Source organism: Natrinema sp. LJW11 (genome assembly GCF_056135975.1).
Genome location: NZ_JBWBDM010000014.1, coordinates 44,863 through 70,324 on the forward strand (window position 1 = coordinate 44,863; position 25,462 = coordinate 70,324).

The following is a 25,462-nucleotide window of genomic DNA, read 5'->3' on the forward strand; positions in this document are numbered from 1 at the left end:
TCGTGTATTGTGCAATAACCGGAGGCCTTATATGGGAGCGCCCAATATTGTATGATAGCTCCAATACGGGGCCAGAACGAAACTATGAGTTCGGAATACCAGACCACGGAGACGCTAGACGTGAAAGGACAGTCGTGCCCGATGCCCATCGTGAAGACCAAGCAATCGATCGACGATCTCGAGGCCGGCGACGTCCTCGAGGTCGTCGCGACTGACTCGGGCAGCATGAGCGACATTCAGGGGTGGGCCGACGGCACCGACGGCGTCGAACTCCTCGAGCAGGTCGAGGAGGACGATTTGTACACTCACTACGTGAAGAAAACGGAATAATGAGCACGGATAACCCAACGACGGCAGTCGACGACGCCGATCCGGACGTCGACGCCGCCGAGTTACAGGCGCTGCGCGAGCGCGTCGAGGAATTGGAAGAATCGATGGCAGCGGTGGACACTGGCGACGATCAGAAGAAGATGACCATCGTCGCGACACAGGGGAGTTTCGACATGGCGTATCCACCGTTAATCCTCGCGAGCACTGCGGCCGCCTTCGGCTGGGAGGTTGTCGTCTTCCACACGTTTTGGGGGCTCGATATCCTCCACGAGGAGAAGTCGACGGACCTCAAGTTGAGCGCCGTCGGCAACCCGAATATGCCGGTCCCGAACGCCGTCGCTGCTCTGCCAGGCATGGACAAGATGGCCACGAAGATGATGCAGAAGAAGATTGACGACAACGGGACTGCCACCATCGAGGAACTGATCGACCTCTCGCTCGAGAGCGGCGTCGATCTGCAGGCGTGTCAGATGACGATCGAACTGATGGACTATGATGAGGACGACTTCTACGACGGCGTCACCACTGGCGTCGGTGCGGCCACCGCGCTGCAACACATGGCTGAATCCGACATTCAGCTCCTCGTCTAATCCATGACTGCCACCGAGTCAACGCGCTCAAAGCCGAGCCTACGCGTCCTTGAAGCGATTGCCGACGCGGAAGATGTCTCCCCGATTACCCTCGAGCCACCGCTCAACGACGTTGTGGATCCTGCTGCGCTGGACCGATTGTTTGAACCGACCGCTGCTGACGACTCGGTCCGAAGCGGACACGTTTCGTTCCGGTACCGAGGGTATGACGTAACAATCTCTTCGGATGGGACCCTCAAACTGTCGTAAGAAGAGTTTGGGATTCGCTTCCACGACCCTCGGCTATTGTCATTTTCATGCACTACTACACCCTTCGGTTGAATCACGCGACGCAGAGGGTCTGGAATCGATTAGTTACTGAGCGACTCGTACTCTACTTGGTGTGGTTTCTCCTCTGTCTAAGTTGAAATAAAACCATATATCAAAAATATTCCCTGAGGTTGCGTAGCAATCATTCCACGTGCATATTTAATTAAGATGTAAATATTTATATCAAACTGTGTGATTATACTCCGAGTTCACTTGTGAGTACCCCTTAGATAGGATGAACGAAATTATAATCCTCAGTCTCAGTTTGGCTGTACAAATACTCCGGTGGCGCGAGGAGCGAAAGCGCCGAAAAGAAGCAGAGAAACGATACCCACGAATAGGGCTTTATCACGGATGATGCGGCCAACGGCATGCCTCTGGACGATCATCTCAAAGATAATACAAGTAGTCCGTCTTCCTGCAGTTAGGGCTGATTCGAGAATGAACCTATATAGTACTCAGACGCGACATACTTCAGATATTGTACGTACGTCTGACGTACGTTTATACAGGGCGGCGATATACCCTCATTCGGTCGTTTATGACCAAAAGAAAACATATGCGCCGGGCTACCTTCCTGGCGCTTGCCACGGTTCTTCTCATCAGTCTGGTATCAGCGAGCGCAGCCGCGGTGCCAGATCCGGATGATATCAAGTACCCAAAGGAGTCTATTGAGTGTCCTGAAATGACGGATGCTGTGAGCCCTCTATCGGATACGAATTCCAGTGAATATCTGGACTGTAAAGAGAAGAGCATCGCGCAGTGGACTGAGCGAACGGTTAAAAAGGATATACAACGCTCGCTCCGCAGCATCCAGAACCTCGAGGACCAGTTTGATGAACTGGTATCTTATCTGGAGTCGCAAGCTGAACGCGCTTCGCTCTAATCTCGATCAACCACCTATATTTTATAAATAATGACGCGGCCAACGACAGTGATACCTCTAAACGATCGTTGCGAAGATTTCCTGATCGCCGTCGCACTGAGAACCACAGCATCCGGTTCACCAAAAATGACGAGCTGTCGTGGCACAAGCCTATTACTACGCTCGGAGAACCAAAACGAAATACGCAACGTATTGAGATGAGCGTCCTCCGCTGCCCAACTGGAGTCTCGAGGTCTACCAGCAACTCAAATCCCGTATCTGTCGCGGCGACAATAGGCTGACGAAAGAGAAGGCGACAATACTCATCGTCACAGAGGTGATTGGGGAAGCTAACGCGGAGTATTCGCTCTAACGGCTAATCGATTGTGGATATCTCTATCTGGTCGACGACATGCTCTACGTTACTGATTCAGATTCAGATAACGCAGAGGAATAGAAGATCGACGGCTTGGTCCGCGCACTTACGTGGATTTTGGAGGTGTTCAACTCCGGTGCTAATCCCCCGTCAGAAGTGACGACACTGCACGGTGGTGTTGTTGTACCCCTGAGAGGGGTGAGGCGCTTTCGAGTAGGTAAGAGCGTCAACACGAGTGATTCTAATGGCAGTGACCACAGAGCGAACAGCCTCGTTCACCGACACCGAGACGCGCAGCGACGAGATGAACAGTACGATCGAAACGTGGGTTGACGACCTCGTGGACCTCGTCGACGACGCTGCGGCCAGTGAAGAGTTCAAAGCCTGGCTCGACGTACAGAGTCAATTCCACGACTATTCGTACCGAAATACGCTCCTGATCAAACAGCAGTGTCCCCACGCAACCCGCGTTGCAGGGTACAACACGTGGGCAAACGAGTTCGAGCGCTACGTCCAGGAAGGCGAGAGCGCGATCTGGATCTGGGCGCCAATCATCACGAAACAGTGTCCCGAATGCGGAAACTCGGCGTCGTACCACGAGGACAGTAGCTGTGAGTACGACGAAACGCCATCCGAGGAGTGGTCGAAAGGGCTTGTCGGGTTCAAACCGACTGCTGTCTTCGATGTCTCGCAGACCGACGGAGAGCCGCTTCCTGATCTCGAAACCGAAGCATATGGTGATGCCAGTAATCTGGTGCCAGCCCTCCTCGAGAGTGCAGAGCAGTTGGATGTCGACGCACAGATTGTCTCCTCTGACGAGTGGACCTATGGAGAGGCAAAGGGTGTCTGTAAACAGCGGTGTCCGATGACCATGCACCCACAAGTCGAAGTGAAAGATCGAGACAACCAAGCGGATCTCGCTGGGACACTCATCCACGAGTTCGCCCACGCCTTGTTGCACTTTGATATTGAGGATCGTGATGAGCGGTCAAAACGCGAGCTGGAAGCCGAAGCCGTTGCGTACGTTGTGGGGCGCTACTTCGAGTTGGATATGAGCGGATCAGCGTTCTACCTTGCGGCGTGGAACGGTGACGATCCCGAGGTGATCTCTAACCGGCTTGGCCGGATTAGCAACACGGCCCAAGAGCTAATCGACACGCTCGAACGAGAACTCGAGCGTCTCTCAAAGGCTGAATCAAACGCGGATAAGGGAAACAACTAGGATCAGTACCTCACAAAGCCGGTTAATTAGACCGTCTGCTTGTTGAAGGTATATATAAAACCCAACAAGAAGACAGTGGGATCCACGAGGACTAGCTTCTTGACTTCCTCGTCAATCAGCTTGACGAGGAAGTTTATCTCAGCCTTGCTAACAATGCTGAAGTCGATGTTAAAGACATCTATGTGGTCCTCATCGGCGGTAGCGCCGACGAGACCTCGATCTCTACGCTATGCAACTTCAGCCAGGACTCGCCATCACCGAATACGATCCTCTACCATCTGCGGACGAAGTTCGAGCCGTTCCGTCTCGAACGAATCACTAACACGCTCTTTCGACGAGATATCGACGAACTGCTCCTCGAGCAGGTGGAGGTTTGCACAGACCTCCACCTGTGGCCTTACTACGGTAATGAAGACGATACAGACGGCCCGTGTTTCAGTGATCTGTGTAGTAGTATTCGCCACTTTCCTTTCCTTTTTTATCAAGCTGGCTTCCTGGATCGTTGACACGGGGGCGGCCAGTCCGTTCGTCGCGACGAAATGTGATTTCGATCGATGAGAGGAACTCGTTCATGCCATCTCGCAGCGATTGTGGCGAACTCGCATGTCCATGCTTACCGGAAACACCGTCGAAAACGAGCAGTCGATCAGCGATCCGGTCAATCAGGAACATGTCGTGATCAACAACGAGAACCGGATGATCGGTTCGCGTGGCAAACCGGCGAATCTGGGACGCGACGGAAACGCGTCGGTCAACATCAAGGAATACCGACGGTTCGTCCAAGAGATAGCAATCGGCATCACGGGCAAGACATAGTGCGATACTGACTCGCTGTAATTCCCCGCCCGAGAGATCTTCAAGTGCCTGATCGAACAGCGGTTCAAGGTCGAACGGGTCCCGAATTCGGGACTGGAACGCCCGTGAATGGACATCAGTAACCATCGCGAAGCGATCTCGAACAGTCCCCGAATCATCCGGGGACATGTACTGCGGTTTGTACGAGACGGTTACATTATCGGGAACTGACCCCTCATCCGACTCCAGACCACCGGCAATGAGTCGCGCAAACGTCGTCTTTCCCAGTCCGTTTTGGCCACAGATTCCGAGTACCTCGTGTTTGTGAATCCGTCCTGGCTCGACGGTCAACGTGAACTCGTCGAACTGTTTTTTGAGAGCGGGATACTCGAGTATCACATTTTCACCGCTTGCCGAACGATCACTTCCAGTTGGGAACTTGATGGCGTTCGGTCTGATCTGAACGTTATCCTCTGTGAGGCGTCCTTTGAGGAACTGATTGATCCCGTCGCGGGTCGAGAGTCGTTGTGAGACGACACCGAAGCCACCGGGCTCACCGTACAGCACGTGAATTGAATCCGAAAGAAGGTCGAGTGTCGCCAGATCGTGTTCGACGACAATTGCGGCCGTATCCGTCGTTTCGACATGGTTTCGAATGGTCCGAGCGGCCGTTAGTCGCTGTTCGATGTCGAGAAACGACGATGGCTCGTCGAACAGATAGAGATCCGCGTTAGTCGCCAGCGTCTCTGCAATCGCAACGCGTTGTCGTTCACCGCCGGATAACGCGGTAATCGGTCGGTCCAGTATCGCGTCCAGTTGGAGCGTGGCTACGATATCCTCAGTACGGTTTTCCTGAGCCGCGAGACGTTCACGGACAGTCTCGTCCTCTATAGAGGAGGGAAGATCGACTCGCTGTGGCTTGTATGCCGCTGTCACCTCGTCGTTGCGGAGTCGCTCGAGATGCTGTTGTAGGACTGTCCCCCGAAATGCTTGGATTGCGTCATCCCAGCCCGCAATTTCGCTTGAGTCGCCGAAATTCGGGCGCAATTTACCGGCAATAAGTTGGAGTGCTGTGCTCTTTCCGATTCCGTTGCGACCGAGGAGACCGACGATCGACCCATCTTCGGGTGCTGGAAGTTCGTATAGGCGAAACCCGTTCTCCCCATACTGGTGGACAAGTTGACCGGTTGCAGACGGTAAGGGAACGATTTCGATCGCATCGTTCGGGATCTTCTTCTCAATCAGTCTGTGTTCGTTCATCACCAACGCGTCGTCGATGTGGAGTTCCCCATCGTCAGTGACGTGAAATCCCTCGCGACCGGAGCGGTTTAATGGGTCATACTTGACGGCGATATCTCGAACTTCGTCGGTTACTTCGTCTTGATCGATAATCGCAATGTAGTCGGTTTGTGAATCAGATGATGGTGGCATTTTAGTGGATATGTCGTATCTGAATGATGAGTATTGCTGGTATCCGAATCGTTACTCTTTACCTCGACAGTGAGACGGTTCTATTATTGGGCTCGTCCGTAATTAGCCGCCCGGATTCGGTATTGGTCGTAGGATACTGTCTACTCATGAAGGAACTTGCCGTGGTTTTGACTACTATTCGTCTTCCAGCTGATTCAGCGCAACATCCTCTGCTGAGAACCCGCTGACTACTTCGATCACGTCTTCGTCGAGCCCGTACTCTCCTGCAGCCGTTCGCTCGAGTCGTGATTGGAACACATCTTCGGCAAGCTCGTTCTCAGTCCATGCCGTGTGGGAAACGACCGCTCGGAAACTGCCGACGGTCGTTGGGATCGCTGGCACGTCCTGGTAGGTAGTTGGATAGCCGTCAAACAGCGGCGCGTACCGGAATGGGATCGCCACTTCGTGACTCTGCGTAGGTGAGCCACTCAGAAGACATCGGCCTGGTTTGTCGGCGAATACGCCCTCGAGACGATCTTCGTCTGGCCGTGGGTCATAGTCCGGCGTCTCCCCATTGTGGATCTCGACGATATCGTACAGTTCACCCGTCCCACCTACAACTTCCGCATTCGTCAGCCAGCACGCGACCGCGAGTGCATCCTCCCCGTCACTAGTGATCGTGTAGTATTCGCTATCCCACGAACTGAATGTATCGTACCTCAGATGCACTGCAAACGCTGTTCGTGGTCCAACATTGGGCTTGTCGTCGATTTCGGGGCTACTTTGACGCACCCCCATATCAGCGGTGAGAGCCTCGAACGTTTCCGTATTCCCCATCCGATCGAATTCGATCGGAATCACCTCGATCGTATCAGAGTCAGACTCAAATCGGGCGCTCACACCAGACTGTTGGTCAGGTCCGTATTCTCCCTGTTCGAATTCGGTTTCCTCCCACCCGTCAGCGATAGCGAGACGACCATCATCAATCAGCAGCGGTGGGTCCGGATCAGGAAATTCCATCTCAGACGCTGTATCATCCCCATTGGAACCATCCATCATTATAACTGAACTTACTGTCTGAACACATAAACCAGGTGGATATTCCAAGGCTGGAAGGCGACGATGAGGCTGCCAGTAGACTTGTGGTGCTATTCATCCCCGAACGCCGCTGCTAACTGATTCCCCATAAACTCACGCCGCCGTTTCCGGGCCTCCTCTTCGCCGAAATAGTTCGTGACGACGACGTGGGGATCGTCACTGCCCTGATCCTCGGCAAAGGCTTCTGCGCGATTCGCGAGTCGCTTGACAGCGTCGTCGTACGTCCGATACCAGAACCGCCGGCCATACTGCGGAGTGGGCGTCTCCTCGCGCATAGACACACCGGCTCGATCAGCCAACCGCTTGAATCGCTCCGTCATCGTATTTGGTGTCCGGTGACCGCTTGCAGCGGACACACTCGGGAAGAGATACCCATTCCACTGGTCACGTTCGGCGAGTTCTTCCCACCGATCAGCGAGCGTCTCGAGACCGTATTGGACCGAGACACGCCCTGGTCCGTTCTTCCGTTCGTCGCCAAAGACAATTCGTGGGTCCTCGGCATCGAGATCGAAGTACTCTTGGTCGTTCGTCGGTTCGAACTGGTCGATCGAGAGCGCCGCGACCTCCCCGCGCCGGAGCCCCCACGCACACGTCGCGATGATCAGCAAGCGTTCCTCCACCGACTCGCAGATGTCGACCATCGCCTGGACGTGTTCCGCGTCGATCGCAGGCGGGTCTCGATCATCGTCATCCGGCGTTTCCTTCGCCCAGCTATCTTCATGCGGTGCGCCGAGCGCCGGATTGTAGGGGGCATCACGGTCGATCTCAAGCCACTTGTAGAAGACACGCACGTCAGTCGTGTGTTTCATCTTCGATTCGGGGCTCGAGAGCTCGGCATCGAAGGTATCGTAGACGGCTCGAACCCGCTGCTTTTCGTCACGCCGGGGGACCTCGTCCTCCCGGACGCGCTCGACAATCGGAGCCGAGTCGTACAGGTCCGCATAGGTCCGAACATACCGAGCGAGTCGGGAGCGCTTCGAAGCGATCGTACTGTCCGAATGTCCCGACCGATCGAGATAGGTCGTCAGGTACAACTCGAGTTCGCGAATTGTCGTTTCGGCGTCGATCTTCCAGTTGTAGCTGTCGTCGACATCCGAATCGGGGTTCGGATAGCCAACCATCGCGAGGAACTGAGACAGCGTGAGATCGTGGTGTTCGCGCAGCGTGCGTGCGATCCCGGAGTAGCCCACCTCGGTGATCTCCTCGTACGTCGGTCGCGTATCGAGATCGAGGCCGTCACGTGCGAGATCCGGTTCAATGTGGGCGTTCCAGAACGACTTGAGGTCCTCGAGGGATTTATGAGACCAGTTGATCGTTTCCTGTTGGCTCATGGGCTCACCCGCTCGAGAAGGCGTATTTCTCCGGTCTGGGTGGATTCTAAGACTCTCATTTTCCTATGTCTCGCCACTCTTGACAGTTACATAATAGTACCGCTTACCAACTTGTCTCGTGTAGACAAACAAGATAAGCGGTATAGGCCCGAAATGGAGCCAAAAACCGATAAACTGTATAACGCTATAGCAACTCGCGGCGCAATCTGAACGACTGCCTCGAGAACCGAGTCGCCAGAAAATGGCTGATTCAAGCTCCGAGAAGGAGGTTCGCGCTTTCGGTGTCGGTCAGAGCTACCCGACTTTCACGGTCCCGACGCGCTCTGCGTTCTCGATACGCCGGACCTCGGGCTTCGACCGGATCCACTCGAGGGCCACTTCTTCGGTCTCGTCGGCGTACGTGTACATCTCGTAGCGCTCGCCGGACGTGGACTATTCGTCGGGGACGACAGCCTGAATCTCGTACTCAGGGATCTTATTCAGTAGATTTTCGCTTCGATCACTCGCCTCGAGACGACGCCATCTCGTAGTCCTCCGCAGAAAGCACGGTCGAAGAATCGTCGTCCTCGATCTCGGAGATCCGCATGAGCGCGTGTGGTTTGCAGTAATAGTAGACGCTCTGGCTGCCTGTATCCCGAAACCGGATGTTCAAGCGCTTTTCCGCCGGTTTCGTACAATTAGAGCGGTTGTACTCGCACTTCATTGGTGGTGACTCTCACCGCCGAGGGAGATAAGGATGGGGGCGGTGCTCGAGGACAGTGTAGACTGAAGAATCGCGAAGTTCCGTTGAAGTTAGCGTACAAAACGTACTTTACTAGTTCGAACAATATATTTCATATCATAAGTCCTCAGTCGGACTGGCGGGAGCTCGAGATCGAACGGGACCTTCCCGACGACCTCCCGGACGATGTCGATCGAGATGATCTCCGAGAGCGTGGCAACCTTTCGGCGTACGCGGTTCCAGAGGACCAATTCAATCGACCGAACGAGGATCACGACCGATGGCTTCCCATCGGGCGGTTCACCGCTGTTTTCTGCCTCATGGCAGTTGGGTTCGTACTCGAGGCGATCGTCGGTGGATCGATCGCGACGCTCCCGGCGCTCACGCTTGCCTTCGTTTGGACCGGAATCGCTGCAGCGTCCGAATGGACGTACCGTCGTCAGTCGTCGGTGCCGGTGACCATGGAGCAGGATGCAGAATGAATACCGACGCGACGAGGGTGTGATTCGATATGTCCACCAACACAATTGAACTCGAGCTACTCGGAAACGCCAAACCGGTTCGGATCGAGGAACATCCGTTGATCGTTCCCCAGACCGTGACGCTCCCAGCCCCATCTAAAGGCGACCACGTTGCCGTCCTTCGGACCGATCCCGCCGTGCGGTACATCCACGTCCTCCCACGAGAGGGTAGCCCTGGACACTTCGAAAGTGGTCTCGCAACCACAGCCACCGTCGACGGCGAGTCTCGCAGCGAGTGTTGGGTGTCCGTGTCTGCGCTCGTACACTCTGATCAACTCATGATCGATACGCGGAAAGACCAGGATCTCGAGGGTGTCTCGATCGACGTGGAATACCGCGGATGGAAAGCACGACTCCAGAAACGCGTTCGGGAGTTCAAGCAAAAGCGGCGGGCAAATAAGGCGCTCGCTCGAGGGCGGTGAGAACGAATGAATAGCCACCAATCCGTCGACGTCCACAAGGGAGGCTTAGTGCCGCTCTCGGTGCAAATCCTAAAGGTGGTGTGGCTGCCATTCGTCCTCGCATACATCGAATTTGTGCTGTTTCTGACCGGTGGATTCCTGATCGACGGTGGGGTACTCACCCAGACAATGGCCATGGGTGTGGCCATTACACCGCTCATGACAGGATTTGGGTTCGCGCTTTGGTCGGGGATCACGTTCATCCCGAACCTGCTTCTTGTGACGTTCGTGAAGGACCGGTTGGAGCGTTCAGACGCGGAGCGTGATTTCAAATGAACGACCGGCTCTGGAATGTGTTGTGGATGATTTGTGCCCTGGCCACACCGTTCGTCTTGAATTACATCGACGGGTTCCAGTTCGCGGTACTCGGGTCCTTCGGCATGATTATCGCCACACTCGTCGCGTTCGATCCCGATTAACGCTTTTCTCACACCGTATCCCGCTGCGACAGTGCATCCTCGATCTCGAGGCCGTGGCTCCCCACGATCTCGCTGGCCAGCATCCACGCTCGAGCAGCCCGTTCGGGTTGGACATCCATTCGATCGGCGTGGTATTCGGCGAGCGCCTCAATTAGGAGCAGGTCCTCTTGTGGAGTTCGCATCAACGGGGTTGGGCTCGACTTCCGATAAAAGGGTTGTCTCACGTACAGGTGTCTGACTTTACTTCCGCTCTGCTTCGCGAACTATTTTTTATACCGGGTGGAATCAAACTGTATGGGCTTCGGACCATTTCGAGATCTCCACGAGGCATCGATCTATACTAATCACCCGATAGACACACTCCGAGAATATCACCATCGGCGCAACGATGCTCTTTATAGAACGACAGCCAGTATCGAAGGGTTTGATGGTGGTGCCGTTATCGTGCACGTAACCTCCCCAGAGTTCCTTGAAAGCCCGACGACGGACCAAATCAACCCCGCAGAATTGCAGAAAGACCATCGGAAGCTCCCTGTGTTGAAGAATGGGACCGGTTCAGAAACTGGTGCTGAGATAGATCACAGAGGATTTCTTGCCACTACAGCGGATAGAAGGGAAAATCGAAGAGCCAGTACTAGGATAGATCGAAGTGGTATTCTTGAGTCGGTTAGTACGAGGATATTAGTAGATAAACGGGCTGGTGATACCGACAAGTCAGTGCTTGTAACAGGAAATTTTGAGCAGGGTCTAGTGGATATTGTCCAAACCTATATTGATAGAATTCGCGATGGAGTACAGACAGAAACCCTTGTGACGGTGAGCTATCTTAATTTGGATGATGTAATAATAACCTCGTCAAACGGCTTTAACCGGGATCGCGAAATGAAGGGAACACCTGTTCGAACACCCGTAGTCTCACTCGGCGATGAAAACCTACGAGACGAACTCACCCCTCTCATTCGGCCTATCTGGAATGCGACCGGACGACAAAAGTCCGAGCATATGATTGACGGCGAGTGGGAATTCGACTCTTAGAATCCGAAAGAAGTCGTTCAGGTCACCGAAGTGTTAAGGTAACCGAGACATGTATGACAAACATGAGAGACGATACAGATAACACGAACGACACAGCAAACCAAGAATCGCAGGAAGGAGCCGAAGCTCTATCGGAAAGTACGTTGCAAAACCTAAGCGAAAATTCTGAGACCGTTGAGAAGGGGGGCGAGGTAACAGATCCGGGTGACGCTCCTGACGGGGGGTATATCATGGCACCAACCGACAACGACCCAAGCCGTGGCGACGGAACTGGAACTGAAAGCGACAGTAGCGGGAACGACGACTAACAGATTTCGTTTCGCCACTTTCTATTGTAGATGGTCACTGCAGAGACACTCACACTCGCAGCCCTTCTCATCGCACCTGGTGTTATCGCTGTTCTGATCGGTGTCACACTCGGCGTTGTTGAGATGGAAATTGGCCGTGATCGGTTCTATTTGGCCAGTTTCATCTCGAGTATTGGTATTGACGTTGTATTCATCTGGATCGTTCAAACACTGGGGAGTGAGCAGATCACCGACCGATCAGCACTTGAGGGAGTATTCTTTGGAGAAAACCAATTCGATGTTCCTGCAGCGGTACTTCTGTTCACCCTCTCTGGTGGTCTGGGAGTCATATACGGGATTGCGCTGACGTACAACGTTTCTCATTTCTTCCGTGAGAAACTCGCGTACTTTCGGAGCCATCGTCGGAATCCATGGCAACCGTGGGAAGGAGGCCTTCGGGATGCAGAACAAGTGATGGTCCAGCGGAAAGATGGGAGTGATGTCGTCGGACTGTTAGCCGAGTACAGTCGTGTTGGGAAAGAACGACAGATTGTACTCAAATCACCCCAGTTCATCGAGTTTGAGGACGGCCCCAACCGTGAAAAAGTCGTGATCGTCGAAGATGAAATCGCCCTCGTACACGTACTCTCAACGCAGAAGCGGAAAGGATTCTGGGATCAAGCGAGACAGAAACTTGGAGGTTCTGACTCCGATCCGGACGAAGAGCAATAGACTATAGTCCGTCTCGCTGCCGAAGTGCGTCCTCAATCTTGAGGCCGTGACTCGCGGCGATCTCTTTCGCGATCACCCACGCTCGAGCCGCCCGTTCGGGTTGGACGTCTTTCCGATCACTGTGATACTCGACGAGCGCCTCGGTCACGAGGAGGTCCTCCTGTGGGGTTCGCATGTGGGGGTTGGCCGCGGCTTCCGATATAAACTACATGAACCCGATTTTGCTCCGGGGAAGTGAGTTTAGAATGAATATGCCAAGTGCAACCAAGCCGAGAAAAAGGATTCCAACTGCGAGGAATAAGATAGTATCCGAGGTCCGCCCTAAAAGCGCGTAGCGTCCGATATTTGCCAACAGCAACAATAGCGAGAGGAGTAACAGAACAAATGTAGCACCTAACTGAATCGACGAATACGGAACGATTGTCTTGGAGGTTGTGCCGTCCTCGGACTCGGTAGTTGAGAGAGTTACACCATCCGGGACTCTCTGGTCTCCTGTCTGATTGTGGACAAAGCGGACCGACGCAAACATCACTGGAATTAGTACTCCGAGGAACTGGAGTAGTTGAATCGATAGCTCAACCATCCACTCCTACGCCTCGCCATCCTCGAGCCACTCGTCCAGCTCGCCGAGCGCCCCATCCGGGACGATCAACTCGTCGTACTCTGCGGAGTCGAATCGATACTCGCTTTCCCGACGCAACGTCACGTAGAAATGCGTCTCGTCGATCGGGACATCGGTTTCCGTGACCGGCGAGTACTCGCTTCTTTCCGTGTTGGTCGTTCGCCGGGAGACGGTCGAGATCTGCCAGCCGTCGCGATCGGGCGGCGAGCGACCGCGGAACTGTTGGGTTCGGGACTGCGTGTCAGGCATAGGAGAGAGTCGGGACTCGAGGGCTATGGGTCCATCGGACAGGGAGATGTGATGTTTGAGGGGATGTTCTCCCTCGTTCCCTGTCGGCCGGACCGTTCAGCCGGCCATGCGGAGTGTCCGCACGAGACGGATATCGCTTCGGGCCTGAATCGATGAATAGGAGGGATACTTACTCGCCCTCTCGATACTCGTCTCGTAGTTCCACGGCGGCGTTCACGAGTGAATCATAGGTGATTTGGACGCCGTCTTCCCCCGCGCGGATGGACTCGCTCGAAACGACGACGTTCTCGCCGTGTTTGTAGAACTCAATTCCCTCGGTGGTGTCCAGTAACTCAAGGTCGTCAGGGTTGGAGATGTTGGGCATCAGAGAGAGTTGGGTCTCGAGCGTCGTAGTTTCATCGCACGAAAGGGGGTGAATGCGAGTACCGTGGTGTCTCTGGCGTCCCTTTCGGCCGGTCGGCACGGCCGGCCATGTGGAATTTTTCTGTCCTGTGAGATATCGCTTCGGGCGAGAATCAGTAGGTGAGAGGGCTACGGATCGAGCAGCCAGATGACGCTAAAGACGGCGAGGATCGGGAGGACAACACCCTTCGGAATCAACGTTTCTTCGTCCATGGAAATGAGTTCATGTCAGAGATATAGATGATTCAGATTGTACTGTCTCCACAACCTCTGTCAAACAGCCACCACCGTGACGATCGGCCTCGGCAGGGGGAAATAAAGCAACCTCCAAGCGACCGGCAGATGCGACGGCCAGCGCTGTCTTTCGACTAGCGTATCAAAGCCGTTGTGCTGGTAATCGCCATGGACTAATCCCTATTGGCACCGGACTCAACACGATTGCGGCCCTTGGTTGGGCTGTCGCGTTTGCACGAACGCGACTCCCCCCAGACGCCGCGAGCGGGCGTTTTCCTGCCTCGCGCCGCCGCGGCCCTTTCAAAGATACGCGTACTGTTCATCGAGCCATAGGTTTGATAAACCATGACATGATACGGTCAATTGTCGCGTTCCCCCAGTACGCGACATGCCCCGCCAACTCCGCTCAAACATCTAGGCGGGCGGTTTTCGAGATACACCGAATTTAGAGTGAAATCTGCTGGCCACGAGATTGATACCCCCAGCCGGATAGTCACGACTGTCGCGTTCGAGGTATGCGCGTCAGTTCGATCATGCCGTCCGGCGTCAGATGCTGCCAGACGCTTTCGCCGGGCGTTTCGCTGTTCGGGTTCTACTGGTCGAGTCTTTGTTCGCCAGCACCCACGCTCAACACGCTCGTTCTGTCTGGACATCTTTCCGATCACTGTGATACTCGACGAGCGCTTCGATGACGAGGAGTTCCTCCTGGGGAGTACGATCGTACATCGCCAACCTTGGCCGCGGCATCCGATAAAAAGTCTCTATTTTGGAATGTGTGTATGACGTTCTATTCATAGACCCCGACAAATCATTAAGTGGGTGCAGTCACAACGGATGAGTATGTCCCTTGAACATACTAGGACATCGGCGTACTCGTGGTCAGAAGCGATGCGTCGTGCAGCCGATCAGAAGGATAGTGCGAAAATCGAGGTCCCGATGACGGCAGTCGCTGGCGTTCCAGCCAACTTCGAACTGTCGCGACTCTCGCTTCCAAATGGAGCGAACGCAGTCTATCGCGACCAGCGAAAAACAAACAGCTACCAGATCCGTGAATTTGACGATCATTACACGATCGAGATGGATCAACACAATCCCGAAACAGGGAATGCGGTGGCCCACGCTATGTTCGATGCACCAGTGCACACGGCGATCGGCCTCGCAATTGTTGGAGCGGCCCTTAGCGGATAGAGACGGCCGCACTCCAATTTCTCACTGAAGCCAGTGTATTGAAGTCCTGAGCCCTTAGGCTGTTCGTCTAAATAGTGGATAGAAGAGAGAACTCTACTGTAGACTCAGCCAGAGCTATTGGAATCCTTTGATATCAGTGCTTCCCGTTGCAGCCTCAACTGTGTTTGCGTCGATCTCTTCCTCCGAGATATCTGTCTCAGATGAGAGGTGTTCAACTGCTGCTCGTCCGGTCAGTACAACAGTCCGGATACAATCGCTATACCGGCCAAGGGAAAAGTCCTCGCCAGCAGGGTAGTATCGACGATTAACGGTTAGACCACAGATCGTACCGTTATCTGTCTCGTATAACTGCCCAAAGGCGTTATCGCCGTGTAGTAATTCACGCAGCTTCGGCCGGCAGTGCTCGAGTTGGTCCGCGTACCGTTCGTCAAGCATTGCATGGGCTTGTTGGAGCGGCTGTGATGTTTCATCAGGGAGGTTCTGTGCCAATTGGCCACCGATATCAGATTCAAACTGTACGAATCCATACAGACGATCATCCGAGACAACCGTCGTATAGTTGAAACCGGAATGGTGCTGTACATCGAATCCACGATACTCAACCCCCTCGTCCTCATCAGCCACCGGATTCACAATCTCGTGGCCGAGTTGGTGTGTATATTCTGTGATTGTTCCAAGGGAGTCGGTCAGATTATCAGCATCCGCCATAACTCACAAGTACTGAAGTGAAGGTAAACATCTTCGGATAAAATCGAGTGGGGATACGCGGAGACAGCAATTCTATCGCGACTATAGTAAGGACTGTCACTCCTGTCGTTCGTTCTGGATCCGATCGAGCGTCAGAACGCCTTCTCGCCGCGTCTCCCACTCTGAGTCGGAGCTCGGAGACGCGGGCAACAGCGGTTCCCCTTCGAAGAAGGATCGGACTGCGCCGTAGGCGTTCCATCGGTTCGCGTCCGTCGGAAGCACTGGATACTCCTCGCCTGTCTGGCGATCGGTGAGCAGTAGCTCCCACCCGTCGGGCATCTTCCGACACTTGATCGAGATATCGGTCTCGAGGTGCAGCCAGACCGTGCGGTCGTAGGCCCTGTGCGTGATCGTCCAGCCGTCCGGAGCGCTGGCATCGAACAGCGGGATGTATCGGCAGAGCGTCCCGAAGCGACCGACGTAGGCCGTGTCAGTACCGGGTCTGTTGGTGTACTCATGACTAGTGAAACACCGGTCGTACCATGCTCAGACACACTCACTCGGCGATTAAAACCGTACTGGGGGCCAACCGATATGTATCGTTCTCTCGCTACTGATCTTCCAAAAATTGATCTCCAAAGTCTTTAAGCCGACACAACCACCACTACCAATTGGTGAGGCGTCGGAACCCGAGTGGAAACTCGGGCGACCGGCTTCTTAGAGAACAATGCTAACAACGACAGTGGCCACTGTCGAGAGTAGTGTGATCGTTCGAGGACTCGCTGTGAGCTCGAGTCGCAAATTTAGACCCATTTGACCGGGACTATCGCGACCTCGATTAGATCCTGACTCCCGTTGTTCATGGCCACCGCTATCCGGTAGTTCTCTCATCGTCGTAACTCCTAACGTAGTCCTTCAGAAGGGGTCCGAAGGGGTGAGGCGTCGGAACCCAACTCCGATCAGACTACAGGCCAAACAAGGGTCGGTCGGCATAAAAAGGCACCTTTTACGCGCGACCCCCTCCCCAATTGTACTGCTTCCATCTACTTCTTCCGGGAAAAACATCTGGTATGGGTGATTATATTGGTTCTATAGCTCTACAATGGCACATATATGGAATAAGGCGGGTCAGATGATACCTGAACGCAACGTTTATAGTGTATTGGAAATAGGGAAGGCGGTCAGTCCTCGAGCACGCCGGCCTTCTTGAGCTCGTCCCGTATAATCGCCCGAATATCTGCCTCACTCCGACCAGTATCGTTCCGTGCAGCGGCGACCTCCTCGTTCAGCGCGGCCATGGCCTCGAAGACGTCCTCAAGTTGGTCGTAGGCGTTCTCGTGGTTGCTTTCGAACATCTCAGTAGACAGTGCCGCTGTATCGGGATCAGACTCCCGTTTAACACCGACCGGCGTTAGCCGGCGACTCCGCGTGACTGTCTCGACGTTTTCCATGAGGTGGTTCCCGAGGTGTTCCTGGGCGTAGTCCGGCTCGTGGATCAACGCGATCGTCTCCGGATCTACTGTCCGGGCGAAATCGAGCAGTCCGGCCTGAGCGGCGTGACCGCTTAGTCCGCTCACTCACGAGACCCACTCGGACGGAATCGTTGCTCGAGTCAGAGTGATTCCGTGACGGATTCTATCTATTGAAGTGTTTATGTACTTGTAATTACTATATGGTGGTAGATGTATCGACCATCGGGTGAAACCCTTTCCCTAACACCAGAGCAGACTGCTCACGCGAGGCAACTCCTGAAGCGAACTGTCGATGGGGAGGTCGAATCGCCGACCGACATCGTGGATTCGTGGGAAGAGCCGACCGGCACTATCGACTGGGAGCGGAAAGAGGATCTGTTCCCAGAAGAGGAGAGTTTCATCACACCGTCGGCAATCGCGGGTTCGGTCAGCTCACCGAGCCGACTGGAAAAGCCCCGAATCAAGAAGATATTGGTGTGCCTGCTCGAGGAAGAGTTTGAGGTTCAGAATACGGCTCCTCCGAAGCTTCGGAAGTGTGGTGACTGCTTTTATGTGACGGATGACGGACACCACCGCAGTATGGTAGCGAGAGCAATCGGGTTAAATGAGTTGTACGCCAAATACGAGATCGTCCCACCGGAACTCCTCATACAGCCCGATCGGTGAACTACTGAACCTGCCATTTCATGTAGCGATATGCGGTATATAGATGGTATAACTCACTACCCTCAAGAGTTTAGTCCAACAGGATTAGGTCCCGAGGTTATGGCCTCGTGACCGATACTCACGAATGCGGATTCCGGGCAGCAAACTGCTCTCGAGCGCTCTCACCCCCAGTGCGGTTGCTCGAGAAGCCTTTTGTACACGTCAGTTGAACAGACTTGATTATCTGAATAATTATGACCTTTGAAGTGCCCCGCTGCCGTCGGGTAAGCATGAATTGTAAACCACCTCACAACGCCGCTTCCTCGGAGTAAAGCCGTCAAGACCGAGGGTTTGAGTTTGCTTTAACCCTCCTCAGCTGAGGTCGGGGCGATGGCGAAGGAGAAGTTTCGATATAGAATTAATGACCTCAACCTATATTAAGATGAAGCGCGAACCGTATTGTATGGCCGAAGATGAATCGAGCTCCGAGGGCCTGATGGAACGCCAGACCACGGGTGAAGACCGCGTGCGGATGGTTGCCCGGCAGCTATCGGAGCCGCGAACGGCAAACTGGATCGCCTCCGAAGGAGGCTGGTCACACGAGCCGACCAAACGCGTCCTCGAACGACTTGTCGATGATGGCATACTCCATCGTGATGAAACCGGTGCTCACACGACGTTTTACCCTGATTACCGCCGCCAAGCGATGCAGGAGGCGATGCGTCTTCGAGACAGCGGGCACACTGTCGAGGAGCTCACGGACCGCCTCGCCGACATGAAGACGCAGATCCGGGACCGGGAGGATGAGTTCGATGTCGAGTCACCGAACCAGCTTCGCGGGACGCTCGCCAAGGAGTCCCTTGACGCCGACGAGGAAGACCGTCGCCGTGAGATCGCACGCGAGTGGGAGCACCTTCAGCGGCGCATCCAGATCGTTGGCTTCGCCATCCGCGAATGGGACTTCCTCGCTCCGACGACAGAGCCTGCCGAGGCCAGCAGCTAACGGATGTCGGTCCCGCATCCAGGTGGTGATCCGAACGCGAACCTTCACGCCCAACTGAAGCGAGACGTCTTCGGCCGTGTTCCACAGATCACGGCGGTCGAGTTGGTTCCTGACGATATCGAGGCCAAGCAACTGCGGGCAATTTTCGATCCGGCTCGCCTTGATCCCCCGACAGGCCCTGATTCGCCGGAACTAACTGTCAAATGGTATCGGCAGGATCCACACGATTGGTTCCGTATCAATTACACCGACCCGAACACGGGCTTTCACGCTGGCTGGCACCAGGACGAGGACCATCCCGATCTCGGACGGACGCATTTCCAGTACTCAGCCGCCGATGAGGAGGACCGCTGGGGAATCACATTCGAACATGAGACTCCCTCTTTGATCCTCTGGGAAATCGTCGAAGAACTCCTCGAGGACGTTCGTCCGACATACCAGTACGCGAACGAAGAATCATGACCCCCGATAAGACACCTCGAAAACGCGCCGATCAGTCACTCGCGAGTTCCTTCGAGCGATACCTTCAGGCCAAGGGGGAAAGGCCGCGGTGGTGACGACGCGAACTACCGACGAAACGCGGCGCGCGAACTCGAGTGGTTTGCCGAGTGGTCGCTGGCGACCATGGTGACGACGACTGGACCGGGATCGTCCCTAACAACGTTGACAGAGAACCCATCTTCGATGACCTCGACGAGCGTGTCTTCCGCGAATACGCCCGTCACCTTGCCGGTGATCGCGAGCTCAAGCAGAATACTGCACAACCTATTACCGCTATATCTCCGCGTGGTGTGGCTGGTGCGTCAACGAGGACTACCTCGAGGCGCACTACGCTCAGCGGCAAGCGCGATGGCTCCACTTCCTGAAGACGACGGCCGCAAACCCGGCGACCAGCAAGCCTGGACATCAGAGCAGCGCCACGTCCTCACCCGGCACGTCGACGAGCAAGCCCGCAGAGCCATTGAGACGTACACGACACTCCCGGATGAGCCCCTCTGGAGAAGCAACGAGCGCGCTACGAGGCGCTGAAGGCAGTCCGTGACTGCGCCCTCGTATTCGTCCTCGCGTACACAGCTGTCCGGGTTGGCGAACTCCTTCGGGACCCGAACGATCCGCGCCGGCGCGGGGTCCAGTAGGAAGAAATCTCGCTTGAGGACGGGAGTATGGATGTCTACCGGAAGAAACAGCGATGGGACGCCGCAAGCCTCCCTGATCCGATGATATCCCCGCTTCGGAGCTACCGAAAGCTGATGGATCCATCAACGGAGCGGTGGCCGGTGTTCCCAACGTTCGACCAGCGGACACTTGCGACGCTCGTACAGGGCGTACTGGCCGACCGAGGAGAACGCCCGGATGCCAATCGACGAGCGACGTAGCGAGTACGCTCGTGACCTCTTATTGGCGCTTGATAAGGACGTCCGACCGCCGTTGATTACGATGGATGGAGCACGGTCGACTTTCCAACGTATCTCAGAGGCCGCGGAGATCGATATTAACCATCCGAAACACAATTATCTTGCACCTCACGGCGGTCGACGCAGGATGGGGAGGTTCTCGTTCGGGCGTTTGGCTACACCGTCGCTGCCCGGTACTTGGATAACTCCGAGGAGATGGTTCGTGAGCGCTACTCCCCCATCGAGGCCGGTGAACTCGGCGATATAGTGATAGAAGCACTAGAATAGATTGATAATATTACAGAATAGTAACTATATCCTCAGCAATAGTTGGTGACTGTTGAGTCAAAGGATTGTAGTAGAGAATTGTAAAAAATCCAACTCAGAAACCTACTGAGGTAGGAATTATTTTATTATCTTCATATAGATAAATTGTAAATTCATATTGATATTAACATATAATCTGATCCTAACTAAGATGTCCAAACTTTATAACCCGTCCAGTAGTTAGGTGTACATGCATGTTTGACGTAGTAATGCATACAGGTACAGAACATCCAAACTTAATCTGGATACTTGTGCCCAGTTTGCTTTCGTTCTTCACAGGGATTGGTGTCAGTATGAAGGCGGGCCGTCTACAGGAATGGCTCCAGCAACCAGATACAGAGGCAACCAATTAGTATGGTAAAGGATTCAGACTCTTGAATCTCAGCGCCAGAAACTAGTGATATCGATCTCGAGGATACTTTATCCCGCCATGTTTAGACGCTAGTCAGATGCCATCTTTACTAGGAATTTGAGTAGCTGAGTCAGGAAGCGGCGAGTATGCCGTCTCAGCTCGCCCGCTTTACCGACTGATGTGTCGGTTTGTCCCAGAACGCTGTCATCAGCGAGCTGCTCCGGCGGTCGAAAAGGGTGATGGCGGGTACGCTGACTGGATCATTGTCTCAATTCACTGCCTCAGCGAGTACCTGAACCAACCGTATCGACGGCTGCTCGATATTCTGCATGAAATGTCCAGAACCGTCGTCAAGATCGGACTCACGGTAGATAAGTTATCGGATGGAACTATTCTGGCTTATATTCAGTCGATCACACCGAGAGGCTCACAATCTCTTCCAGTAGGCACTGAATCTACGTCTGTGATGTCTGGATAGCCTCCGGAACGATGGTGAGGTCTGATATTGGTCAGTCGCTGTCGGCGGTGATCGCCACCGACGCGACAATATTGCCACTCACCTACTGGCCCAATTTAGGGACAGCTACCGGAAAAATCGGTCGTCAAGTGATTGATTCGCTGGGACAGCTCTGTGCACACCGAGGGCTGTCCAGGCAGTACGAATCACCATCTCATAGAGCTTCGTGAACGACGACTCCCAGAGGCGGTGCCTCCCACGGCGGGGCGCCGCCATGTACACCCAGTGAAGGTATCGCCAGACGTTATGCAGCAATAGACTCGCGACAAACAGCAATAACCGAAGCCCGGCGTCCCGAGAACTGGTGAGAGCAAGGCTCTGCTTGGCTAATCGATAGCTTGACTCGATGCCGAAGCACTTGCGATAGTGCTCTCGTGCATCATGTGGTGTGTCGATGAACGGCGCGTCAGCGGCGTAGCCGTGATGCGCCACCCTGTGCTCGTAGTATCATCCTCACTAGTAGACACAGTCGATGAACACAAGGAATGTTACCCGCCCAGCGAGTTCGTGTTCGATCACGCGATCCAGTCTCTGCTGAGTTTGTCTTGAATCGTCTCGCCCCACTTGACGATTGGCATGATGTAGGCGTAATAGTGTGCGTACAGCAGCTCGAGATAGGTGCTGTTGTAGAATCCACGGTCAAGGTAGACGGCCTTGACGCGCAGGTCAGGGTCGTCGAGAAGTTCGAGGAACTCATCAAGAGCATCGCTGGTGGCTTTGCCAGCGTATATCACTTGTTACGCACCCGTGCGTAGAGCGTGACGTAGGCGTGAAAGGCGGTGGTTCCTCGTTTCGCCTGCGAGAAGTGCAGTGACTTCGTCTCGTCCTCGTCACCGTAGTAGGATCGAGGTGGAGGTCGTCGACGACCTCCACCGGTCGATCTGGAAGCATCCCAAGGGCATCCTGTTGAAGGAGTGTGTTCCCAACCGCTTCAACGGTATCAAGATCGAACTGATCCGTAAGATATCCACGGACGGTATTGGCGTAGGCTGAGTCGTTAGTTTTCTCGCAGACGTGATTGATCGAGGTCTCGCCGGCAAGGACCTCGTACAATTCCTCCGTCGTGACCTCTACGCTCTCTCCGAGGTCCAACGAAAGTTCCTTATCGAGACTGTTGACGACAAAATTAAGCAGTGCTCTTCTTTTAGCTCGTTGTCTACTTAGGTTGATTGTACACCTTCTCCAAGCAGACACTCCTCCTAATCTGATGTGATCGACTGATACTCGATGTTTTCAAGACCAAGACCGATTGCGCTCGCGTTCAGGTTGAGATTTTGACTAACTCGTCTCGAACAGCGGTTCGGAAATCGACTGAGTAACTGTCTGTTTTGGATTCAGGCTTGTACCTTGGTGCTGGAATACGACACCAATCTCTGTGAGTTGTGCGATTGTTCGGGTGTCAACACTGGCAACTTGCTACCGCACAATCTAACTATTCCATCATCGGTTTCCTCGAGTGTGACTACATTCTCCTTGACGACTCAGAGATGTTATCGGCCAATATATGTCGGGGCGTGGACTCCGAGTTCAGGATGGCTCGTTCCTTAACTACCTTGGTAGTATAACTCATCTATTTCGGTCATGTCTCTAATAAATTATTTTTGATTAACTTGATCAGACCATCTCCACCAGCTTTTTATCCATACTTGCCTTTGTATTCGGTGTACAGTCCATGAGACGAGTGCTTTCCCCACAGGCGTTTGAATTGTTTTGTGAGGTACATGAATGACTAATGATACTATTGTTCCTGGTGAGATACTTCCTGGTGACGAACCAGTGACAATCAATGACGGTCGCGAGGCTGTAACCGTGACCGTCGCAAATACCGGTGATCGACCAATCCAGGTAGGATCACATTTTCACTTCTTCGAAGTAAACCGCGCTCTTGAATTCGACCGGTCCGCTGCATTTGGCAAACGGCTAGATATCTTGGCGGGTACGGCGATTCGGTTCGAACCTGGGGAACGTGCTGAGGTAGATCTCGTCGACATTGCTGGGAAGCGCCGTGTCCAAGGGATGAACAACCTAGTTAACGGAAGTGTCGATAACGACCCTGAGACAGCACTTATTGAGGCACGCCAGACCGGCTTTCGCTTCGCTGACGACGCTGAATCGCCTGTGATGGATGAAACCAATGAGACATCGGAGGAGGAGGAAACATGAGTCGAGATATTGATCGCGAGGCGTATGCTAATCAGTACGGTCCGACGAAAGGCGACCGAGTCCGGTTGGCGGATACAGAGCTACTGGCTGAAGTTGAAGCGGACCTTCGCACCCCCGGTGAGGAAGTTGTCTTCGGCGGCGGCAAAACGCTGCGCGACGGGATGGGAATGGCTCCGGGAGTTACACGGGACGAAGGAGCTCTCGACTGGGTGATAACGAACGCCACGATACTCGACCCGGTAATTGGAATCGTCGCTGCCGACATTGGAATTCGCGATGGGCGGATCGCCGGTATCGGAAAGGCTGGAAACCCGGACACGATGGATGATGTCGATATGGTTGTCGGTGCTTCAACAGATGTCTACTCTGGTGAGGGCAAGATCGCCACAGCTGGGGCATTAGACCTTCACGTTCACTTTGCTTCCACGGAGCTCCACGATCACGCGCTTGCATCAGGGATTACGACACTAATCGGAGGTGGCTACGGTGGTGGTGCGGCCAGTACTACTGCTGGACCTTGGAACGTCAAGCGGTTTCTGCAGGCTGCCGATGACTGGCCAGTGAACATTGGCTTATACGGGAAAGGAAGCTCCTCGCGGCCAGCTAGCCTTCGTGAGCAGGTCGAAGCTGGCATTTGTGGGTTCAAGATCCACGAAGACTGGGGTGCAACACCAGCGACTATTGACACCTGTCTCTCTGTTGCAGAGGACGCGGACCTGCAGGTTGCTCTGCACGCTGACACACTGAACGAGGCAGGTTTTGTCGAAAACACCTTTGCGGCGATCGACGGTCGTACGATGCACTTGTTCCACGTCGAGGGCGCTGGTGGTGGACACGCTCCCGATATCATGGAACTAATTAGTGAGGCCAATTTGCCTCCCTCTTCGACGAATCCCACGATGCCCTATACGGAGAACACGTTCGAAGAGCACCTCGATATGGCGATGGTTGCACACCATCTTGACCCAGATATCCCCGAGGACGTCTCCTTCGCCGAATCACGGATTCGAGCAGAGACCATTGCTGCCGAAGACGTCCTGCACGATGAGGGTGCCATCTCAATGATGACTACCGACGCGCTGGCGATGGGACGGATGGCAGAACTTGTCCCTCGAACTTGGCAGACTGCAGATAAGATGAAGCAGCAGCGTGGACCACTTCCTGAAGACGAAGGATCTGGGGCTGATAACTTCCGCATCAAACGGTACTTAGCGAAGTATACAGTCAATCCTGCAATCGTGGCGGGTGTCAACAAACACGTTGGGACACTCGAACCTGGGAAGCTAGCAGACATTGTGCTGTGGGACCCTGCCTTCTTCGGGATCAAGCCCAGCATGACATTCAAAGGTGGATTCCCTACCTATTCGGAGATGGGTGAGGCGAACGGGTCCGTGATAACATGTGAGCCGATAATGCAACGACCTCGAGCTGGTTCCGTAGGGAAGGCTAAACATGCTGGTTCAGTGTCGTTCGTTAGCCAAGCTGCGGTCAAAGCTGACATCGGCGAGAAATACGGTCTAGACACCCCGGTCGTTCCCGTCGAGGGCACGCGAACGGTCAGCAAGGACGATATGCACTACAATAGCTACTGTCCCGACGACATTGAGGTTGACCCTGAGACGTTCGCAGTACGGATCGATGGCGAGCACATCACCTGTGAACCGAGCTCCGAACTCAGTCTTGCACAGCAATACCTGATCTGAAC

29 protein-coding genes and 4 pseudogenes are annotated in these 25,462 nt (G+C 54.2%); 21 read left to right on the forward strand and 12 right to left on the reverse strand.

Annotated features, from left to right (window positions below; genetic code table 11):
• Positions 1 to 84: 84 nt before the first annotated feature.
• The 6 genes and pseudogenes from AC0QDI_RS24545 to AC0QDI_RS24570 form a co-directional block, all read left to right on the forward strand.
• Positions 85 to 330, forward strand: coding sequence for a sulfurtransferase TusA family protein (locus AC0QDI_RS24545; RefSeq protein ID WP_006111093.1), 246 nt, complete (start codon positions 85 to 87; stop codon positions 328 to 330).
• A complete protein-coding gene (locus tag AC0QDI_RS24550; RefSeq protein ID WP_226777545.1) occupies positions 330 to 920 on the forward strand; it encodes a DsrE/DsrF/DrsH-like family protein in 591 nt (196 codons plus the stop codon). Before AC0QDI_RS24545 ends, AC0QDI_RS24550 begins: the two co-directional genes overlap by 1 nt.
• Positions 921 to 923: 3 nt before the next feature.
• Positions 924 to 1,169: a HalOD1 output domain-containing protein gene (locus AC0QDI_RS24555; RefSeq protein ID WP_226777546.1), complete on the forward strand. Its 246-nt coding sequence runs from the start codon at positions 924 to 926 to the stop codon at positions 1,167 to 1,169.
• Between the two features lie 601 nt (positions 1,170 to 1,770).
• On the forward strand, positions 1,771 to 2,115 hold the full coding sequence (locus AC0QDI_RS24560) for a hypothetical protein (protein WP_474672699.1): 345 nt from the start codon (positions 1,771 to 1,773) through the stop codon (positions 2,113 to 2,115).
• Between the two features lie 599 nt (positions 2,116 to 2,714).
• Positions 2,715 to 3,692, forward strand: coding sequence for an ImmA/IrrE family metallo-endopeptidase (locus AC0QDI_RS24565; RefSeq protein WP_226777548.1), 978 nt, complete (start codon positions 2,715 to 2,717; stop codon positions 3,690 to 3,692).
• Between the two features lie 50 nt (positions 3,693 to 3,742).
• Positions 3,743 to 4,120 (forward strand): annotated as a pseudogene (locus AC0QDI_RS24570) (ISH3 family transposase); the annotation flags it as partial.
• A 7-nt stretch (positions 4,121 to 4,127) separates the two neighbouring features.
• On the opposite strand, the gene AC0QDI_RS24575 reads toward AC0QDI_RS24570, so the two are convergent.
• From AC0QDI_RS24575 to AC0QDI_RS24590, 4 genes are all read right to left on the reverse strand, one after another.
• Positions 4,128 to 5,918, reverse strand: coding sequence for a ribosome biogenesis/translation initiation ATPase RLI (locus AC0QDI_RS24575; protein WP_474672701.1), 1,791 nt, complete (start codon positions 5,916 to 5,918; stop codon positions 4,128 to 4,130).
• A 174-nt stretch (positions 5,919 to 6,092) separates the two neighbouring features.
• On the reverse strand, positions 6,093 to 6,956 hold the full coding sequence (locus tag AC0QDI_RS24580) for a hypothetical protein (RefSeq protein ID WP_226777550.1): 864 nt from the start codon (positions 6,954 to 6,956) through the stop codon (positions 6,093 to 6,095).
• 89 nt (positions 6,957 to 7,045) lie between these two features.
• Entirely contained in the window at positions 7,046 to 8,326 is a 1,281-nt protein-coding gene (locus tag AC0QDI_RS24585; RefSeq protein WP_226777551.1) for a site-specific integrase, read from the reverse strand.
• A gap of 499 nt (positions 8,327 to 8,825) precedes the next feature.
• Positions 8,826 to 9,029: a hypothetical protein gene (locus AC0QDI_RS24590; RefSeq protein WP_474672703.1), complete on the reverse strand. Its 204-nt coding sequence runs from the start codon at positions 9,027 to 9,029 to the stop codon at positions 8,826 to 8,828.
• 5 nt (positions 9,030 to 9,034) lie between these two features.
• Here AC0QDI_RS24590 and AC0QDI_RS24595 point away from each other — a divergent pair, with 5 nt between their 5' ends.
• The 4 genes from AC0QDI_RS24595 to AC0QDI_RS24610 are packed head-to-tail and all read left to right on the forward strand — an operon-like array spanning position 9,035 to position 10,448.
• Positions 9,035 to 9,529: a hypothetical protein gene (locus AC0QDI_RS24595; protein ID WP_474672705.1), complete on the forward strand. Its 495-nt coding sequence runs from the start codon at positions 9,035 to 9,037 to the stop codon at positions 9,527 to 9,529.
• Between the two features lie 29 nt (positions 9,530 to 9,558).
• Positions 9,559 to 9,990 carry a hypothetical protein gene (locus AC0QDI_RS24600; RefSeq protein WP_474672707.1) on the forward strand — a complete coding sequence of 144 codons (432 nt, stop codon included), beginning with the start codon at positions 9,559 to 9,561 and terminating at the stop codon, positions 9,988 to 9,990.
• 6 nt (positions 9,991 to 9,996) lie between these two features.
• Positions 9,997 to 10,305, forward strand: a complete 309-nt coding sequence (locus AC0QDI_RS24605) for a hypothetical protein (protein WP_474672709.1) — start codon at positions 9,997 to 9,999, stop codon at positions 10,303 to 10,305.
• Entirely contained in the window at positions 10,302 to 10,448 is a 147-nt protein-coding gene (locus AC0QDI_RS24610; RefSeq protein ID WP_474672711.1) for a hypothetical protein, read from the forward strand. Before AC0QDI_RS24605 ends, AC0QDI_RS24610 begins: the two co-directional genes overlap by 4 nt.
• An 8-nt stretch (positions 10,449 to 10,456) precedes the next feature.
• Here the strand turns inward: AC0QDI_RS24610 and AC0QDI_RS24615 are convergent, their stop codons facing one another.
• Positions 10,457 to 10,630 (reverse strand): hypothetical protein, encoded by a 174-nt coding sequence (locus tag AC0QDI_RS24615; protein WP_474672713.1) that lies wholly within the window; start codon positions 10,628 to 10,630, stop codon positions 10,457 to 10,459.
• Between the two features lie 112 nt (positions 10,631 to 10,742).
• Between AC0QDI_RS24615 and AC0QDI_RS24620 the strand changes: the two genes are divergently transcribed.
• From AC0QDI_RS24620 to AC0QDI_RS24630, 3 genes are all read left to right on the forward strand, one after another.
• Positions 10,743 to 11,483 carry a hypothetical protein gene (locus AC0QDI_RS24620; RefSeq protein WP_474672715.1) on the forward strand — a complete coding sequence of 247 codons (741 nt, stop codon included), beginning with the start codon at positions 10,743 to 10,745 and terminating at the stop codon, positions 11,481 to 11,483.
• A gap of 62 nt (positions 11,484 to 11,545) precedes the next feature.
• Positions 11,546 to 11,791, forward strand: coding sequence for a hypothetical protein (locus AC0QDI_RS24625; protein ID WP_474672717.1), 246 nt, complete (start codon positions 11,546 to 11,548; stop codon positions 11,789 to 11,791).
• 30 nt (positions 11,792 to 11,821) lie between these two features.
• Positions 11,822 to 12,502 carry a DUF6338 family protein gene (locus AC0QDI_RS24630; protein WP_474672719.1) on the forward strand — a complete coding sequence of 227 codons (681 nt, stop codon included), beginning with the start codon at positions 11,822 to 11,824 and terminating at the stop codon, positions 12,500 to 12,502.
• A gap of 1 nt (position 12,503) precedes the next feature.
• On the opposite strand, the gene AC0QDI_RS24635 is transcribed toward AC0QDI_RS24630, so the two are convergent.
• The 3 genes from AC0QDI_RS24635 to AC0QDI_RS24645 form a co-directional block, all read right to left on the reverse strand.
• The gene (locus AC0QDI_RS24635; RefSeq protein ID WP_474672721.1) at positions 12,504 to 12,677 is read right to left on the reverse strand and encodes a hypothetical protein; all 174 of its coding nucleotides are present in this window, start codon (positions 12,675 to 12,677) and stop codon (positions 12,504 to 12,506) included.
• 414 nt (positions 12,678 to 13,091) lie between these two features.
• A complete protein-coding gene (locus AC0QDI_RS24640; RefSeq protein WP_474672723.1) occupies positions 13,092 to 13,373 on the reverse strand; it encodes a hypothetical protein in 282 nt (93 codons plus the stop codon).
• Positions 13,374 to 13,542: 169 nt separating this feature from the next.
• Positions 13,543 to 13,737, reverse strand: coding sequence for a hypothetical protein (locus AC0QDI_RS24645; RefSeq protein ID WP_474672725.1), 195 nt, complete (start codon positions 13,735 to 13,737; stop codon positions 13,543 to 13,545).
• 1,112 nt (positions 13,738 to 14,849) lie between these two features.
• Here AC0QDI_RS24645 and AC0QDI_RS24650 point away from each other — a divergent pair.
• Positions 14,850 to 15,197 carry a hypothetical protein gene (locus tag AC0QDI_RS24650; protein ID WP_474672727.1) on the forward strand — a complete coding sequence of 116 codons (348 nt, stop codon included), beginning with the start codon at positions 14,850 to 14,852 and terminating at the stop codon, positions 15,195 to 15,197.
• A 114-nt stretch (positions 15,198 to 15,311) separates the two neighbouring features.
• On the opposite strand, the gene AC0QDI_RS24655 is transcribed toward AC0QDI_RS24650, so the two are convergent.
• The 3 genes from AC0QDI_RS24655 to AC0QDI_RS24665 all read right to left on the reverse strand — a co-directional run bounded on the left by AC0QDI_RS24655 (position 15,312) and on the right by AC0QDI_RS24665 (position 17,461).
• Positions 15,312 to 15,905, reverse strand: coding sequence for a hypothetical protein (locus AC0QDI_RS24655; RefSeq protein WP_474672729.1), 594 nt, complete (start codon positions 15,903 to 15,905; stop codon positions 15,312 to 15,314).
• A 96-nt stretch (positions 15,906 to 16,001) separates the two neighbouring features.
• Positions 16,002 to 16,223: a hypothetical protein gene (locus AC0QDI_RS24660; RefSeq protein ID WP_474672731.1), complete on the reverse strand. Its 222-nt coding sequence runs from the start codon at positions 16,221 to 16,223 to the stop codon at positions 16,002 to 16,004.
• 842 nt (positions 16,224 to 17,065) lie between these two features.
• Complete coding sequence (locus AC0QDI_RS24665) at positions 17,066 to 17,461, reverse strand: MBL fold metallo-hydrolase RNA specificity domain-containing protein (RefSeq protein WP_474672733.1); 396 nt, start codon at positions 17,459 to 17,461, stop codon at positions 17,066 to 17,068.
• A gap of 105 nt (positions 17,462 to 17,566) precedes the next feature.
• Here AC0QDI_RS24665 and AC0QDI_RS24670 point away from each other — a divergent pair, with 105 nt between their 5' ends.
• From AC0QDI_RS24670 to AC0QDI_RS24690, 5 genes and pseudogenes are all read left to right on the forward strand, one after another.
• Positions 17,567 to 18,022 (forward strand): hypothetical protein, encoded by a 456-nt coding sequence (locus AC0QDI_RS24670; RefSeq protein WP_474672735.1) that lies wholly within the window; start codon positions 17,567 to 17,569, stop codon positions 18,020 to 18,022.
• Positions 18,023 to 18,422: 400 nt separating this feature from the next.
• Positions 18,423 to 19,004, forward strand: a complete 582-nt coding sequence (locus AC0QDI_RS24675; RefSeq protein WP_474672737.1) for a DUF7342 family protein — start codon at positions 18,423 to 18,425, stop codon at positions 19,002 to 19,004.
• 3 nt (positions 19,005 to 19,007) lie between these two features.
• Complete coding sequence (locus AC0QDI_RS24680) at positions 19,008 to 19,466, forward strand: hypothetical protein (RefSeq protein ID WP_474672739.1); 459 nt, start codon at positions 19,008 to 19,010, stop codon at positions 19,464 to 19,466.
• A pseudogene (locus AC0QDI_RS24685) lies at positions 19,463 to 20,686 on the forward strand (site-specific integrase). The gene AC0QDI_RS24680 and the pseudogene AC0QDI_RS24685 overlap by 4 nt, the downstream one beginning before the upstream one ends.
• 579 nt (positions 20,687 to 21,265) lie before the next feature.
• Positions 21,266 to 21,468, forward strand: a pseudogene (locus tag AC0QDI_RS24690) (IS5/IS1182 family transposase); the annotation flags it as partial.
• A 192-nt stretch (positions 21,469 to 21,660) separates the two neighbouring features.
• Here AC0QDI_RS24690 and AC0QDI_RS24695 read toward each other — a convergent pair.
• A pseudogene (locus AC0QDI_RS24695) lies at positions 21,661 to 22,764 on the reverse strand (ISH3 family transposase).
• 555 nt (positions 22,765 to 23,319) lie between these two features.
• Here AC0QDI_RS24695 and AC0QDI_RS24700 point away from each other — a divergent pair.
• Together AC0QDI_RS24700 and ureC are read left to right on the forward strand one after the other, a co-directional pair.
• Positions 23,320 to 23,757 (forward strand): urease subunit beta, encoded by a 438-nt coding sequence (locus AC0QDI_RS24700; protein ID WP_474672741.1) that lies wholly within the window; start codon positions 23,320 to 23,322, stop codon positions 23,755 to 23,757.
• The gene (ureC, locus tag AC0QDI_RS24705) at positions 23,754 to 25,460 is read left to right on the forward strand and encodes an urease subunit alpha (protein ID WP_226777603.1); all 1,707 of its coding nucleotides are present in this window, start codon (positions 23,754 to 23,756) and stop codon (positions 25,458 to 25,460) included. The genes AC0QDI_RS24700 and ureC overlap by 4 nt, the downstream gene beginning before the upstream one ends.
• Positions 25,461 to 25,462: the final 2 nt, after the last annotated feature.